The sequence below is a fragment of the Flavobacteriales bacterium genome (genome assembly GCA_020635395.1).
In the GTDB taxonomy this organism is placed as follows: Bacteria; Bacteroidota; Bacteroidia; order NS11-12g; family UBA9320; genus UBA987.
The window spans coordinates 1-14,658 of the sequence record JACJZV010000005.1; the positions used below are offsets into that span (position 1 = coordinate 1).

The following is a 14,658-nucleotide window of genomic DNA, read 5'->3' on the forward strand; positions in this document are numbered from 1 at the left end:
AAAACCATTTTAGAAGAAACTGAAGAGTACGTTGTTGTGCGATTTGGTGCTGGAGAAATTTGGCACGAAACGGTCATGTTTGCCGTAAATAGTGGATGGGGTGGTTTAGAAAATCTCTCTCTGATTCCAGGCAGCGTGGGTGCTGCACCTATTCAAAACATAGGGGCTTATGGTGTGGAGATTAAAGATGTTTTGCTACAAGTTAACTTTATAGACCTTATTGGTGGTGAGGAAAAAAGTCTTTCAAATGCCGAATGTTTTTTTGACTATAGAAATAGCATTTTTAAAAATGAACTTAAAAACAAGGTAATTGTTACCTCCATTGACCTCAAGCTAAACAAAAATTCGACACTTAAATTAGATTATGGCGATATAAAATCAGAATTGAGCAAACAAAACATTGAAAAACCAACAATAAAAGATGTGAGTCAGGCAGTGATAAATATCCGCCAAAGCAAATTGCCCGACCCAAAGGAATTGGGAAATAGTGGTAGTTTTTTTAAAAACCCGGTAATAGAAAATGAATTATTGCAAAAAATTATTCAAACCAACCCCGAAGTAAAAAGTTATCCGATAGATGAAAACCACTCAAAACTTGCCGCAGGATGGCTTATTGAGCAGGCCGGATGGAAAGGGAAGCGGGTGGGCAACACGGGTAGCCACAAAAATCAGGCATTGGTGTTGGTAAATTATGGTAATGCCACAGGTAAAGAAATTAAGAATTTGGCTTATACCATCATCGATTCCGTTGAAAGACAATTTGGGGTAAGGCTTGAACCAGAAGTAAATATTATTTAATGGAAAACTGGAACGTAAAATCGGCGATACTATTTGAGGACAATCACCTCATTGCCATCAATAAACCGGCAGGATTATTGGTACATGACGAATTGTCTTACGACAAAACTTTGACCGATTATGTAAAGGAATACATCAAAACGGAATACGATAAACCTGGAGATGTATTTTTAGGTGTTATTCACCGAATAGACCGACCCGTTAGCGGGCTGGTAATATTTGCCAAAACATCCAAAGCTCTGACCAGAATGAACGAACTGTTTAAAGAAAAAAAACTCAAAAAGATTTATTATGCTTTAGTTCAAAAAAAGCCTCAAAAATTGTCGGATGATTTGACCCATTGGCTGGTAAAAAATAAAGAAAAGAATGTAACCAAGGCTTATGACAAAGAGGTAAAAGACAGCAAAAAGAGCCAACTGAGTTATGACTATATTGGAACGGCTAATCACAAATTTTTGCTTAAAATATACCTTCATACAGGTAGGTCGCACCAAATAAGGGCACAATTGGCCAAAATTGGTTACCCCATTTCGGGCGATTTAAAATATGGAAGCTGGAAAGGAAAGGGCAACTATATATACTTACACAGCAAAAGCCTTGAGTTTATTCATCCCGTAAAAAAAGAAAAATTACTTTTGCAATGTCCATTGCCGAATGAAGAAAATTGGAATTTCTTCCAATCGTTTGAGTAACAAATAATTAAAAGTTAGATTCAACATAAATTTATAAAATGAACGGATTTTTTAACGTACCAACTCCTAAAAACGAACGAGTACGAGACTATGCACCAAACACCCCCGAAACTATTTCATTAAAAAACAAATTGGCCGAAATGCGTGCCGAAACCCGAGACATCCCAATGTTTATTGGCTCTGAAGAGGTTAGAACTGGAAACACTGTTTCTATGCACCCTCCACACGACCATCAGCACGTTTTGGGTCATTTTCATAAAGGCACCAAAGACCACGTTCATCTGGCAATTAATGCAGCTTTGGCAGCCAAAAATGATTGGGCGAACCTTAGTTGGGAAAATCGAGCTTCGATATTTTTAAAAGCTGCCGATCTAATTGCCGGACCCTACAGAAATGAGATTAACGCCGCCACCATGCTTTGCCAAAGCAAAAATTGTTACCAAGCAGAAATTGATTCGGCCTGCGAATTGATTGATTTTTTGCGTTTCAACGTAAAATATATGACCGAAATATATGCCGAACAACCGCCAGAAAACTCTCCGACTGTGTGGAACAGAGTAGAATACCGGCCGTTGGAAGGATTTGTTTTTGCCATTACCCCTTTCAACTTTACAGCCATTGCCGGAAATCTGCCCGGAACTCCAGCTTTAATGGGCAACACAGTGGTTTGGAAACCAGCCGAAACGCAAATTTATTCGGCCTATGTCATAATGAAGGTGTTTAGAGAAGCCGGCTTGCCCGATGGAGTTATTAACTTGATATACAGCAATGGCTCTGATGTAGGCGATGTAGTTTTCAAACATCCCGATTTTGCTGGTATTCATTTTACAGGCTCTACCGGTGTTTTTAGACATTTGTGGAAAGAAATTGGCACGAATATAGCCGCCTACAAAACCTATCCGAGAATAGTGGGCGAAACAGGCGGAAAAGATTTTGTAATGGTTCACAAATCGGCTAACGCCAGCGAAGTTGCTGCAGCCATTGCTCGTGGTGCATTTGAATTTCAAGGTCAAAAATGTAGTGCTGCCTCCAGAGCCTATATACCCAACAACCTTTGGCCTGATGTTAAAAAACAACTTGTAGCCATGGTAAACGATATGAAAATGGGTCCAACCGAAGATTTTGGTAACTTCGTAAACGCCGTTATTGATGAAAAAGCATTTGATAAGATAAGCTCATACATAACACAAGCAAAAGCCGATGGCATCGAAATTTTGACCGGTGGAAACTTTGATAAAAGCAAGGGATATTTTATTGAGCCAACAATACTTCTGGCAAAAGATGCACACTACCGCACCATGTGCGAAGAAATTTTTGGACCTGTTTTAACCTTATTTGTCTATGACGAAAACAAGTTTATAGAAACACTAAAAATTGTGGACAGTACCAGCGAATATGCACTAACAGGCAGCATTTTCAGCAAAGACAGATACGCTGTTGAGATGGCAACCAAAATGCTGAGCAATGCAGCAGGAAATTTTTACATCAACGATAAGCCTACTGGAGCCGTTGTTGGTCAGCAACCATTTGGTGGAGCAAGGGGCAGTGGAACCAACGATAAAGCGGGTGCAAAAGCCAATTTGATGCGATGGGTGAGTATGAGAACAATTAAAGAAAATTTTGTACCCCCAACAGACTATAGCTACCCTTTCCACAAGTTATAAACAAGAGTACAAGTCTAAATTTGGGAAAAAACAAAGCGATATTTATGCATAAATATCGCTTTATTTTTTTATATACTAAAACATAACTAATTGATAATCAAGTATTTGAATCCATTATTTTTTACTCCCATTTTTTTTATAACCTCGGTGGCACATTGATTGCAAGAAGATAACAACTTTGGTGACACTATTAATTGATAACTTATGCGAAGATTTGATTTATTAAACTTTTTCTATGGGCTTGGAGCAGCTATTATTCTGGTTGCGGCTCTGTTCAAATTTTTAGGCTGGAAGGGTGCCGATGTACTCTTTGTGGTCGGTTTGGTTGGAGAAGCCGTCATATTTCTTATATCGGGGGCACAACCCGTTTTTAAGCAAAAATCATATAATTGGGAGAGAATCTTTCCTCAGCTTTCGCGTGATTCGGATGAGACAGAAGCTCCAAAAATGAGTTTGGATGGTGCTGAAATGACTCAAGAACAACAAATTCAGCATATTATGCAGTCAATTTTGAGTTTGAACAACTCGGTAGAAAATTTAAATGCAGCCACTCAAAAGCTTACAAGTTATGTGGAGAGGCTTGAAACGAACTATGAGTTGGTAAACACATCTACCCTTGATTATCATAAGGAAATATCCAATTTAAAAACCAAAATAGCAGCTGCTAACGATAAGTTGCGTGAGTTCGACAATTATAAATTTTAATTGACATGGAATCAAGTGCAGCAAAACTCAGGCAAAAGGCGATAAACCTTTTGTATCTTATATTTTTGGCATTAATATTCACATACATACCCAATGATTTTGTGGATACGGTGCAAAAAAGCGATCAATCATTGACCAGATTATGTAATGAGGTAGAGGTGCAAAACTCTCGTTTTAATGCATTTATGCTGGCCAACTTAAAAAACAATCCGGAATATTTCGACAAAACCTTGTTAAACATAAACATCATTGATAAAAAAACCCAGCAACAACTTAATTTGATTGATTCATTAAAATTGGTGCTTATCTCGCAAGAAAAATATAATGAGTTTGGATATTTGGTAGGCGGTAAACGTGAAAAACACTCAAACGACATTATGATTTATCAAAATAATGCCACCAAATTATTTAACTCGCTACGCGAATATAAATTGGACATAGGGCAATATTTAGATGCCGAAAAAGTAGATTTAATAGATTCCATACTCCCATTGCCAAAATTTGAACGAAAATCTGATGGACAACTTGTAACCTCAGAAAACTTCTATTTCTACAAGCATCCTCTTACCATATCGGTTCTTAGTTTAACAAATTTTAAGAGTAAGATTGAATTGGTTAGAAGTATGGTTATAAATGATGTGGTAAGAAGAGCAATAGTAGATAACCAATCTGTTCCGTCCGATATTAGAAGGTTGGCTCAATTAGACCCACAATCTTTCCAAAACCCTCAAATTTTAAAGGCATACACAGAAGATATTTCATTTGACTCTATCATTGTGATGCAAGACAAAATGCAACTTTATAGAAATGAGCGTATAGAAAAACAAAAAGAAAGCAATAAATACAATGTAAAAATTGAATCGTTGGGTGATTCAATTTACGCTGTTGGAAAGCCCATTCAGTTTGCATTTACTTTTGATAATTCGGCCAACCAAAAGCTGAATGTTTCGGTGGAAAACCCCGAAGGAGAAATGCAGAACTTTACAATGACCCGCGAAGGAGATTTTATGTTTGTGCCTGAAACAAAGGGCTATTATATTTTGCGATACTCAAATGGGGTAACCACAGGTAGAAAGAACCTTAAAGTAATTGACTTGAACCCTATTTTGGATAACAACCAAATGGGTACACTCTACATTGGCATAAACAACGAGTTGCAACTCAAAACCAGCGAGTTTGAAAATACGGACAACTTGCAGGCACGAATTTCTGATGGCCGAATCTTGAAAAAAGGAAAAAATTTCTACGCTCGGGTGGAAAAAGAAGGCCAAGTGCGAATAGAAATATTTGCAAAAATGCCTTATGGCCTTGTTAGAATAGCCAACAAACAATATGTGGTTAGACATTTGAACCCTCCGGTTGCCAATATTTTGGAAAAGAAAAGTGGAGAAAAAATTTCGTTTCAAGAAGCTCAAAAGGTAAAAATATTAAATATCAAGTCGGATGAATTGATGGTTGAAGAAGCCTACTACATTTCGAGTTTCAACTTTACGATTATTTATAATGGGCACACCGCCATTTTGAAGCCGATTCTCAATAAAGGCAATTCACTAAATGCCAGCTCATTAGAATCTCTTTCAAAAGTACAACCTGGTGATATTGTTATGTTTACTGACATAAAAGCAAAATCATCAACCGGTACCGAAATAGAGATACTTCCTGTTACTTATACCATTGCCCCATGAACAAATTTGATTACGTGCAAAAAACTTTGAGATGAGAACTATTATTAAACAAATACTCGTTGGAATGGCTTTCTTACTATCATTCTTGCCCATCGTGGCACAGAACAGCACCAATGTGCAAGTAAAAAGTTTTCCCTCGGTCATTTCCTCAACTACAGCCCTAGAGCCGGGAAAGTATGTGGTTAGTGGCAATAATGTGGTAAAAAAAGATGTAACACTTATCATAAACGCAGGCACAGAATTGGTTTTTACGGAAAATGCCAGTATCCAGGTTTTGGGTGGTTTAAAAATTGCTGGAGCCTCAAATAATTTTGTAAAAATATCCTCGATTGATGATTCGAAACCCGGTTTTGGATTTGAAATTAAATATGAAAGCAACTCAGACATCAATGTGCAGTATGCCGAGTTTACATCCTTAAAAAAATCGTTGAAATTTGACAAATTTTGGCTCAGAAATTCAGTCAATATCGAAAATTCTATGTTTCACGATTTAAACGCAGAGGTTTATCTCGAAATCTTAGAAATGGACAAGATTTTAGTTGAAAACAAAGTTGTTGTAAACATCAAAAACAATACGTTTGGCAACAACTCCTCAAGTTTGATGATTGCAGATGCAGCATGGACTCTCTTGGAATACAACATAGAAAACAACGTTTTTTCGAGAAGTGAATTTATTGGAAAAGAACAAAACGGAATTTTTACTACACCTCTTTATTTGGTGTATAATGAGGACGATGACCAATACAAACAACCCACCATAAAAAATAATAGCATAAGCTACAACTATGTGGGTTTGTTGGGGATTGATACTGTTGATTTTATTCCTGTTTACATCACGGCCGTTGGTTCGTCCGACAAAATTGATATTTCAAACAACTATTATGGCCCGGATGCCGAGAAATATATTGAACTCAATTCAGAGCAAATAAAAAGCCTACAAAGAGCCCCATTTATAGTGTTTTATGACTTGTTGGAAAAGCCTGACAATACTTTAAATGGTCATATTTATCAAATTGGAGTAAATGGCGTTCGTGTTGATAACCCATCATACGACCTTAGGATAGACCAATTTACTGAATTAATAGAACTAATTGCCAATAAACCCATAAAACCCACAGAATCTTTTGAGGTTAATTACATTTACATTCACGATGACACCATACGAAGATATGGCATAAAAAATAGAATTGAATTTGAAGACAATAGCCAACGTGTAAAAGTTTTTATCGAAGATAAAATCGTAAAACAATACGAGCATGGTTATATTGAAATTAAGGGGCTTCAAGACAATAATGGTTTTCTTGTGCCAGCCGTAAACATTGGCTTAAAAAACTACCTAAACAAAAACCGGGAATTTTTGGTCAGCATAGATGACTATCAGAAAATTCCACGAAGAGATTTATCATCAAATGACATAAATATTGATTATACAGCTACCAACAACATCGACACCGGAAAAAACGATGAACCAAAGGGCTTTGACTCATTAGAGGTAATTCGAAAGGAAAAATATTGGGATTTAGGGTTATTTACAGGTTCTACCATTTATTTTGGCGACTTGGCTTATACCGCGGTTGGGTTTTATATACCCAATGCACGACCCAATGTAGGACTTCGATTTGGATACAATATTTCGGAAAGATGGAGAATTGAGCTGGCTCAAAATAATTTGAGAATTGCCGGAGATGACCGCCGCGAAAGCGATTTGGGCAAGAACAGAGGACCCAATTTTGAACGTGGTCTTCATTTTAGAACCACCATTTATGATATTGGCCTTTTATGCGAATTTCGCCTTTTGAAATACAAACGACTTACATCGTATGTACCTAGTTTTACCTTTGGCGTTTCTGGTTTTTACTTCAATCCACAATCAAACGTTGGCAACAAATGGTATAATTTAAGGCCAGTTGGCACAGAAGGACAGACATTGAATGGAGCAACCGAGGCTTATAGCAAATATGCGTACAGCATTCCGATGGGCATCAAAATATCTCGCCATCTAAAGCAAAACTGGATTATTAGCGGATCCTATACCTACCATAAACTTTTTATGGACTATTTAGACGATGTAAGTACGGGTGAATTTCCTGATGCCGATGCTCTTAAAGCCGTAAACCCTGATTTAGGTGATATTGCCGTACAATTGAGCAATCCAAATGGAATATCGGGAAGACGCTCATTTAGTGATGTCAACGATGGATTTTCCTACTTCGGTATTACCATTACACGCAAGCTACGGATGGGCTTTTAATCTGATTCAAGCATATCTGGTCTTCGCTCTTCGGTTCGCTTTATGGCCATTTGTTCATTCCATTTTTCAATTTCGGCAAAATGGCCGCTCAGCAATATATCGGGTACTTTCCAACCATTGAAATCGGCTGGCCTTGTATAAATGGGAGGCGATAGTAAATTGTCCTGAAAACTGTCGGTTAAAGCAGAAGTTTCATCGCTGATAACTCCAGGAAGAAGCCTAACGATAGCATCTGCCACCACAGCCGCAGCCAACTCTCCACCTGTCAGCACATAATCGCCAATAGATATTTCTTTGGTTATAAAGTGTTGACGAATTCTCTCGTCAATGCCTTTATAATGACCACAGAGAATAATCAAATTTTTTTTCATTGACAATCTGTTGGCCATGGGTTGATTAAATTTTTCGCCATCAGGAGTCATGTATATTATTTCTTCATAGTCTCTTTTCGACTTTAAATCATTGATGCAATTGGCTATAGGCTCAATCATCAAAACCATTCCGGCATTTCCGCCATAAATTTTATCATCTATTTGGCGGTAGCCTCCCAGTCCATAATCTCGAAGGTTTATAACATTTATTTTGGCTAATCCTTTATCTGAAGCACGTTTTAAAATGCTCTGATTTACAGGGCCTTCCAACAATTCCGGCACTGCCGATATAATATCGATTTGCATGGTTTCAAAGTTGATGCAAGAAATCTGAAAAAGAAAATTTTAACACAAAAAAACCCCGGTACCTTGTACCAGGGTTGTGCTGTTGGCTTTCAGACTCGTTAAAGTCTTACTTCATCTCAAAAGTAAAATTGCCTTTAAATCTGAATGTCATTGTAATATCAGTTTTCAAATTTCAGATGGTTTGCAACCGAAACTGACACTTCGCTGTTTCTTTTATGACAATAATAATTAGCTCGATGCGTTGAGCATCATCGGCATAACCAGCATCAATAAATCTTCGCCTTCATCATTCTCATCAGGCAGAAGGATGCCCGCTCTGCTTGGCACCGACATTTCTAAATTAATATTCTCGCTATCCATATTACTCAAAACTTCCATAAGCAATCTTGAGTTAAAACCTATTTCTATATCATCGCCTTTAAAATCGCAAGCCAGTCGCTCGGTTGCTTCATTGGCCATGTCCATATCTTCGGTTGATATTACCAATTCGCTTCCGCTAATTTTGAGTCTAATTTGGTGTGTACTTTTGTTTGAAAAAATACTAATACGACGCACACTGTTTAAAAAATCATTTCTGTTAATGGTTAAAACACGTGGATTTTCTGCCGGAATAACAGCGTTGTAATCTGGATATCTTTCATCAATAAATCGGCAAATTAGCTGAATATCGCCAAAATTAAAGAATGCGTTTCTCTGATTATACTCCACCCGCACCGCCGAACCGTCGTCGGTTAAACTGGACTTGAGCAGGTTCAATGCCTTTTTTGGCAGAATAAACGAATGTTCTACACCGGGCGAAACATCTTTGCGTTTCAAACGAACCAATCGATTGGCATCGGTGGCCACAAAGTTTGCCGAATCCTGAAACAATTCAACATAAACGCCAGTTAAATTGAGCCTCAAGTCATCGTTTCCAGTAGCAAATATGGTTTTAGAAATACTGCTCAAAAGCACACTGCTCTTCATTTCAAACGAAGATTCGGTTTCTATCTCAGGTATTTTCGGAAAATCAACTCCCGGCTGACCCGCCAGTTTATATCTACCGTTTTCTGACCGAAGTTCTACCGCATTGGTATCTGCATCTAACGTAAAGGTAATTGGCTGGTTGGGCAACGACCTTAATGTATCGATGGTAAGTCGGCTGGGAACAGCCACCAAACAATCTTCCTCCGCCTGAACATCAAGGCTGGTACTCATACTGGTTTCCAGATCGGTGCTTGTAATGGTTAAAACTCCGTTTTTTATATCAAACAAAAAATGGTCGAGTATGGGCAATATCGGTTTGGCCGCAATTGTTCCGCTGATGGCCTGCAATTTTTGCAAAAGTGCCGAGGTGTTAACAATAAATTTCATTTACTAATAACTAAATTTTATATGTGTGGCGAAGTTATATCTTTGGTTTAAAATAAATCAAAATATGTTAAAAATGTTCCCGTTTTTGTTGAAAATGAAGAATGAATTAAAACAGAATCTCAAAAAATCATTAAAAAAAAGTATTCGTTAAAGTCGAAACATTATCTTTCGGCCTTTAAAGGAATCAAAAAGAAATAAAAACAATGATTGAAGAAGAAAACGACTTGACGGCACACGAAACCAATGATCTGAGGGCAATTTTGGAGGCTGAAACTAATAATGATATAGCTAAGATTGTAGAATTAGCCACCAAAATAAAGCAACAGCTTTCTACCGTAATTGTGGGTCAAAGGCAGCTCATGGATTTGTTGATTATTGGTTTATTAACCAAAGGCCATATATTGCTCGAAGGCGTGCCAGGAGTAGCAAAAACACTTACAGCTCGGTTATTTGCAAAAAGCATCGATGCCAAATTTTCAAGAATACAGTTTACCCCCGATTTGATGCCCAGCGACATTTTGGGAACCAATATTTTCAACTCAAAAACGCATGATTTTGAGTTTAAAGCAGGACCCATTTTTGCCGATTTGGTGGTAGCCGACGAAATAAACCGTGCTCCGGCCAAAACCCAAGCTGCCATGTTTGAGGTAATGCAAGAGGCTCAGGTTTCGGTTGACGGAATAACACGCCAATTGGGCGATGGCTTTATGGTTATTGCCACCCAAAACCCAATTGATAACGAGGGGACGTACAATTTGCCCGAAGCTCAGCTCGATCGCTTTTTGTTTAAAGTGATAGTGGATTACCCCACCATGGAGGAAGATTTGGCCATTTTGCATCGGTTTCAAAATGATTTTGATATGCGTGAAATGGGCAACATAAAACCCGTGGCAAGCATTGCCGATTTAGTAAAACTCCGGAAAACGGTAGAAAGCATATCCATAAGCGATTCTATTTTGCAATACATTGCCGGAATAATTCAGGAAACCCGAAAAACGGGAGACTTATTTTTAGGAGCTTCATCGCGTGCTGCTATTTGGTTAATGAAAGCTTCTAAGGCTGCCGCGGCTATAAATGGCCGCAACTTTGTTACCCCCGACGATGTGCGATGGGTGACCAAGCCGGTGCTTAATCATCGCATTATTTTATCACCTCAACGTGAAATGGAAGGAATTCCAGTTACTACTATTTTGCAACAAATTGTCGAAAAAGTAGAAATCCCGAGATAGCCTTGCTCCGCCGCTTTGTAAAACATATCAATTCAGTTTTTTTTACTCAAATGCTTTATAAAGCATTTGGCGTACTAATCGTGGTAATGGTTTTGGCCAATTGGCTCAAGTTTCTTTTTTTTCCTGCCATTGGTTTGGGTGTCGTTTTGTTGGCTGTAGTTTTTTATCAATATAGATTGCTTTATTATACCAAAGGTGGAATTGTAGCTCATCGAAAAATGGCCAACAAACTATCTGTTGGAAGCGAAAACATCATCAAAATTGATACGACCAATAACTTCAATACTGCAATAAACATTGAGATAGTTGATGATTTACCCTACCAACTGCAAATTCGTGATTTTAAAATTTCCACCCAAATGCAAGCCGGCGAAAACAAACTTTATAATTATACCATCCACCCCACCACTCGTGGTATTTATGAGTTTGACAAAATAAATGTTTTTGTTTCTGTTTCAAAATATGGACTCCTACAACGAAAATTTGAGATAGAAGCCACCGAAAAAATATCGGTTTACCCATCCTTAATTCACATGCAGGAAATTGAACTAAAATCGATTTCAAAAATTTCGGTAAATCAGGGGGTGAAAAAACAACGACGACTTGGCCACAGCTACGAATTTGAACAAATAAAACAATATGTGCAGGGAGATGACTATCGCAGCATCAACTGGCGAGCTACCGCCAGAAACCAAAACCTGATGATAAACCAATATGAAGACGAAAAATCTCAGCCCATATATTTTATAATTGACAAGGGTCGGAACATGAAAATGCCTTTTAATGGGTTGAGTTTGGCGGACTATGCCGTAAACACTACCCTTGCCATAAGCAATGTAGCTTTAAATAAAGGAGACCGCGTAGGGCTTATGACTTTTGATAAAAATTTTGATCAATTTGTTAAAGCCGAAAACAAAAAGGAGCAGTTGTTTCATTTGATGCAGTCGCTATACACTCTGGAGCAAAATGATTTAGACTCCAATTTTTCGGCCTTGTATTCGGGCATTACGCACCGCATAAAACAGCGAAGCCTTATATTTTTATTTACCAACTGCAACACACTGCACACACTGCAACGCATAAAACCTACGCTCAGCCTGATTGCCAAACGCAATTTGTTGGTGGTAATTATGTTTGAAAACTCCGAAATAGCCGCCATGACTGCCGAACAAGCAAAAACATTGGAAGAAATTTATGAAAAAACCATTGCCGAAAAATTCATCTACGAGCAACGGCTCATTGCCTCCGAACTCAACACCATTGGCATTCAAACCATTGTTTCAAAACCCGAAAATCTATCCATAAACACCATCAACCAATACCTTTCTTTAAAGGCAAAGGGAATGTTTTAAGATTGAATGTTTGTGGAACGCCATCAAAACAATTTTGATTTTCTACGGTTGCTGTTTGCCACTTTTGTAATTATTACACATTCCTATACACTTACAGGTCTCAAAGAGTGTGATATCCTGTGCCAAATTTCTAACGGTCAAATGGGATTCTCATACATTGGTGTAAAAGGTTTTTTTATCATTAGTGGTTATTTAATTTTCCAAAGTCTTCAACGCAGTTCCACTATTTTACAATATTTCTGGAAAAGAATTTTACGCATTTATCCGGCTTTAATTGTAGTGTTATTACTCACGGTTTTATTAGTACCGTTTGTTTATCAGAGCTCAGTCCCTTTCTTTCAAAACACACAACTACTCAAATATCTGCCCCAAAACTTAACACTCTATAAACCGCAATATGGCATATCAGGGGTGTTTGAATCAAATCCGCACAAGGCCGTGATAAATGGCAGTCTCTGGACTCTACCATTCGAATTTACCATGTACCTTTTTATTATTCCACTGTTTGTTTTTCGAAAAAAAACAAAACTTGCCTCCATTATTTTATTCTTCGTTCTGATTGCGTCCATAATTGCTATATTATTTTTTGAAGAAAAAGTGGAAAGTCTTCACCTTATTCTGAGTGGATTTCACCTATTCGATTTAGGTTGTTTCTTTTTGGCCGGGTCATTTTGGGCCTCGGTAGAAATTGAAAAATTTAATCATAAAAAAACAATGTTACTTGCTGCGTTTGTGACAATCATTATTGCTACCTATTTCAATTTCTTTAATGAAATAAAATACGTTGTCCTACCTTTCCTCATCATACTTTTGGGGTTAATTCCGGTTCGTTACATAAAAAACATCGGTTACAAACTTGGAGACCTTTCTTATGGAGTTTACATCTATGCATACCCTGTTCAGCAAACATTGTTGTATTTCTATAAGCTGAATCACGTTCAGCTAATGTTTTGCACAATTATTATATCCTTTATTTTGGCGTATTTTTCATGGCATATCGTTGAAAAAAGAGCGTTAAAACTTAAAAACATACCATTGAACCTCAGTAAATAACACTTGCAAGGCCGTCTAAATCGTCTTATAAAAATCAAGCAACTTAGCCACAACACTTTTGTTAGAATATTGATTTTCAATTAATTGACGAGCGTTTTGCTGAATTATTTTTCGGTATGCGTTGTCCTCTACTACATTTATTAGAGATTGAGCAAATGCCTCCGGAGTGTCGGCAATAAGGATATTTTCGTTTTCCGAATAATTGATACCCTGAGCCCCAATGGTGGTGCTAATAACCACTTTGCCAGCACTCATCGCTTCCAAAATTTTGAGCCTAATACCACTGCCCGATTTTAACGGAACAACGGTAATGGCCTTGTCCGCCACAAATGCCGTGGCAGAGTCCACCTCTCCCACCATTTCCACATTTTTTAGTTTCAAATTTTTCAAATTTTCGGGCATACCTTTTCCGGCCACAAAAAAGGAAATTTTATCTGTTTTTTGAAGTATATGTGGCCACACCTCATCCAAAAACCACATCACGGCCTCTAGATTTGGTAGCCACTCCAAACTGCCGATATGAAATATGGCATACGGATTTTCTTGCTCGTAGGTTGGTTTCCACACCTCTGTATTAATGCCCGCCGGAGAGGCAAATACGGGTATCTTACAACCCATTTTTTTGAACAAATTGCCATCGTCTTCCGTAACCGGAACTAATGCTGCATATTGGTTCAAATGTTTTTTTTCAAAATTTTCCAGTCTCCTCGAAAGCAAATTCAAATACCATTTCTTTATCGGATTTTTGGCATTGGCTGCCAGCCGTTGCCAAATCTGAAACTCCACATTGTGCTGCCGAAGCACCACCTTTGCCGATTTTGCGTATTTAAAAATAGTATCAGAATATACTGCTGGAAAAGTTCCTTCTATTTGAATTATATCGTATTGGTTTTCATTAAGAAGCTTTATCAGTTCTTGCTCAAAATGCTTTGAATAAAACCGCTCAACATTATACGACTTGCTGCTAAAAAGATTGAGAAACGCAGGAATGACGTGAACATCCGTATTGATTGGGTAAACCAAAAATTGGCAATATTTCGACAATTCAGTTTTAGCTTCATCGAGATTTATTTTATGCTTGTCGGCGGCCAATGCAATAAGAGTAACATCGCAACCCGACTCACTAAAACCGCGGGTGTAGTTGTATATGCCAATAGTTCCGCCCTCGTTTAGCGGATAAGGCACTCTATTTGAAACCT

General features: G+C 37.8%; 12 protein-coding genes. 9 read left to right on the forward strand and 3 right to left on the reverse strand.

Annotated elements, in window-relative coordinates; all coding sequences use genetic code 11:
• The 6 genes from murB to H6607_12620 form a co-directional block, all read left to right on the forward strand.
• Nucleotides 1-798 (forward strand): UDP-N-acetylmuramate dehydrogenase (gene murB, locus H6607_12595; GenBank protein MCB9263205.1); only part of this gene is annotated, 798 nt, incomplete at its 5' end.
• On the forward strand, nt 798-1,490 hold the full coding sequence (locus tag H6607_12600) for an RluA family pseudouridine synthase (GenBank protein ID MCB9263206.1): 693 nt from the start codon (nt 798-800) through the stop codon (nt 1,488-1,490). The genes murB and H6607_12600, both read left to right, overlap by 1 nt.
• Before the next feature lie 38 nt (nt 1,491-1,528).
• Entirely contained in the window at nt 1,529-3,154 is a 1,626-nt protein-coding gene (gene pruA / locus H6607_12605) for an L-glutamate gamma-semialdehyde dehydrogenase (GenBank protein ID MCB9263207.1), read from the forward strand.
• Nucleotides 3,155-3,358: 204 nt separating this feature from the next.
• Nucleotides 3,359-3,859 (forward strand): gliding motility protein GldL, encoded by a 501-nt coding sequence (gldL, locus tag H6607_12610; protein MCB9263208.1) that lies wholly within the window; start codon nt 3,359-3,361, stop codon nt 3,857-3,859.
• A gap of 65 nt (nt 3,860-3,924) precedes the next feature.
• Nucleotides 3,925-5,544, forward strand: coding sequence for a hypothetical protein (locus H6607_12615; protein ID MCB9263209.1), 1,620 nt, complete (start codon nt 3,925-3,927; stop codon nt 5,542-5,544).
• 31 nt (nt 5,545-5,575) lie between these two features.
• Nucleotides 5,576-7,795: a hypothetical protein gene (locus tag H6607_12620; protein MCB9263210.1), complete on the forward strand. Its 2,220-nt coding sequence runs from the start codon at nt 5,576-5,578 to the stop codon at nt 7,793-7,795.
• Here the strand turns inward: H6607_12620 and trmD are convergent.
• Nucleotides 7,792-8,472 carry a tRNA (guanosine(37)-N1)-methyltransferase TrmD gene (trmD, locus tag H6607_12625; GenBank protein ID MCB9263211.1) on the reverse strand — a complete coding sequence of 227 codons (681 nt, stop codon included), beginning with the start codon at nt 8,470-8,472 and terminating at the stop codon, nt 7,792-7,794. The genes H6607_12620 and trmD overlap by 4 nt on opposite strands.
• Nucleotides 8,473-8,700: 228 nt before the next feature.
• Nucleotides 8,701-9,825, reverse strand: coding sequence for a DNA polymerase III subunit beta (gene dnaN, locus H6607_12630; GenBank protein ID MCB9263212.1), 1,125 nt, complete (start codon nt 9,823-9,825; stop codon nt 8,701-8,703).
• Between the two features lie 203 nt (nt 9,826-10,028).
• Here dnaN and H6607_12635 point away from each other — a divergent pair, with 203 nt between their 5' ends.
• From H6607_12635 to H6607_12645, 3 genes are read left to right on the forward strand one after another with little or no spacing between them, the layout of a single operon-like run.
• Nucleotides 10,029-11,054, forward strand: coding sequence for a MoxR family ATPase (locus tag H6607_12635; protein MCB9263213.1), 1,026 nt, complete (start codon nt 10,029-10,031; stop codon nt 11,052-11,054).
• Between the two features lie 50 nt (nt 11,055-11,104).
• Nucleotides 11,105-12,406 carry a DUF58 domain-containing protein gene (locus tag H6607_12640; protein MCB9263214.1) on the forward strand — a complete coding sequence of 434 codons (1,302 nt, stop codon included), beginning with the start codon at nt 11,105-11,107 and terminating at the stop codon, nt 12,404-12,406.
• A gap of 12 nt (nt 12,407-12,418) precedes the next feature.
• Complete coding sequence (locus H6607_12645) at nt 12,419-13,459, forward strand: acyltransferase (GenBank protein MCB9263215.1); 1,041 nt, start codon at nt 12,419-12,421, stop codon at nt 13,457-13,459.
• 15 nt (nt 13,460-13,474) lie between these two features.
• Here the strand turns inward: H6607_12645 and H6607_12650 are convergent, their stop codons facing one another.
• Nucleotides 13,475-14,644 carry a glycosyltransferase gene (locus H6607_12650; GenBank protein ID MCB9263216.1) on the reverse strand — a complete coding sequence of 390 codons (1,170 nt, stop codon included), beginning with the start codon at nt 14,642-14,644 and terminating at the stop codon, nt 13,475-13,477.
• Nucleotides 14,645-14,658 lie beyond the last annotated feature (14 nt).

What these genes read in the sequence shown, in the direction of transcription:
- H6607_12600 (MCB9263206.1), top strand. Translation starts at nt 798, where the DNA reads ATGGAAAACTGGAACGTAAAATCGGCGATACTATTTGAGGACAATCAC.
- pruA (MCB9263207.1), top strand. Translation starts at nt 1,529, where the DNA reads ATGAACGGATTTTTTAACGTACCAACTCCTAAAAACGAACGAGTACGA.
- gldL (MCB9263208.1), top strand. Translation starts at nt 3,359, where the DNA reads ATGCGAAGATTTGATTTATTAAACTTTTTCTATGGGCTTGGAGCAGCT.
- H6607_12620 (MCB9263210.1), top strand. Translation starts at nt 5,576, where the DNA reads ATGAGAACTATTATTAAACAAATACTCGTTGGAATGGCTTTCTTACTA.
- trmD (MCB9263211.1), bottom strand. Translation starts at nt 8,472, where the DNA reads ATGCAAATCGATATTATATCGGCAGTGCCGGAATTGTTGGAAGGCCCT.
- dnaN (MCB9263212.1), bottom strand. Translation starts at nt 9,825, where the DNA reads ATGAAATTTATTGTTAACACCTCGGCACTTTTGCAAAAATTGCAGGCC.
- H6607_12635 (MCB9263213.1), top strand. Translation starts at nt 10,029, where the DNA reads ATGATTGAAGAAGAAAACGACTTGACGGCACACGAAACCAATGATCTG.
- H6607_12640 (MCB9263214.1), top strand. Translation starts at nt 11,105, where the DNA reads ATGCTTTATAAAGCATTTGGCGTACTAATCGTGGTAATGGTTTTGGCC.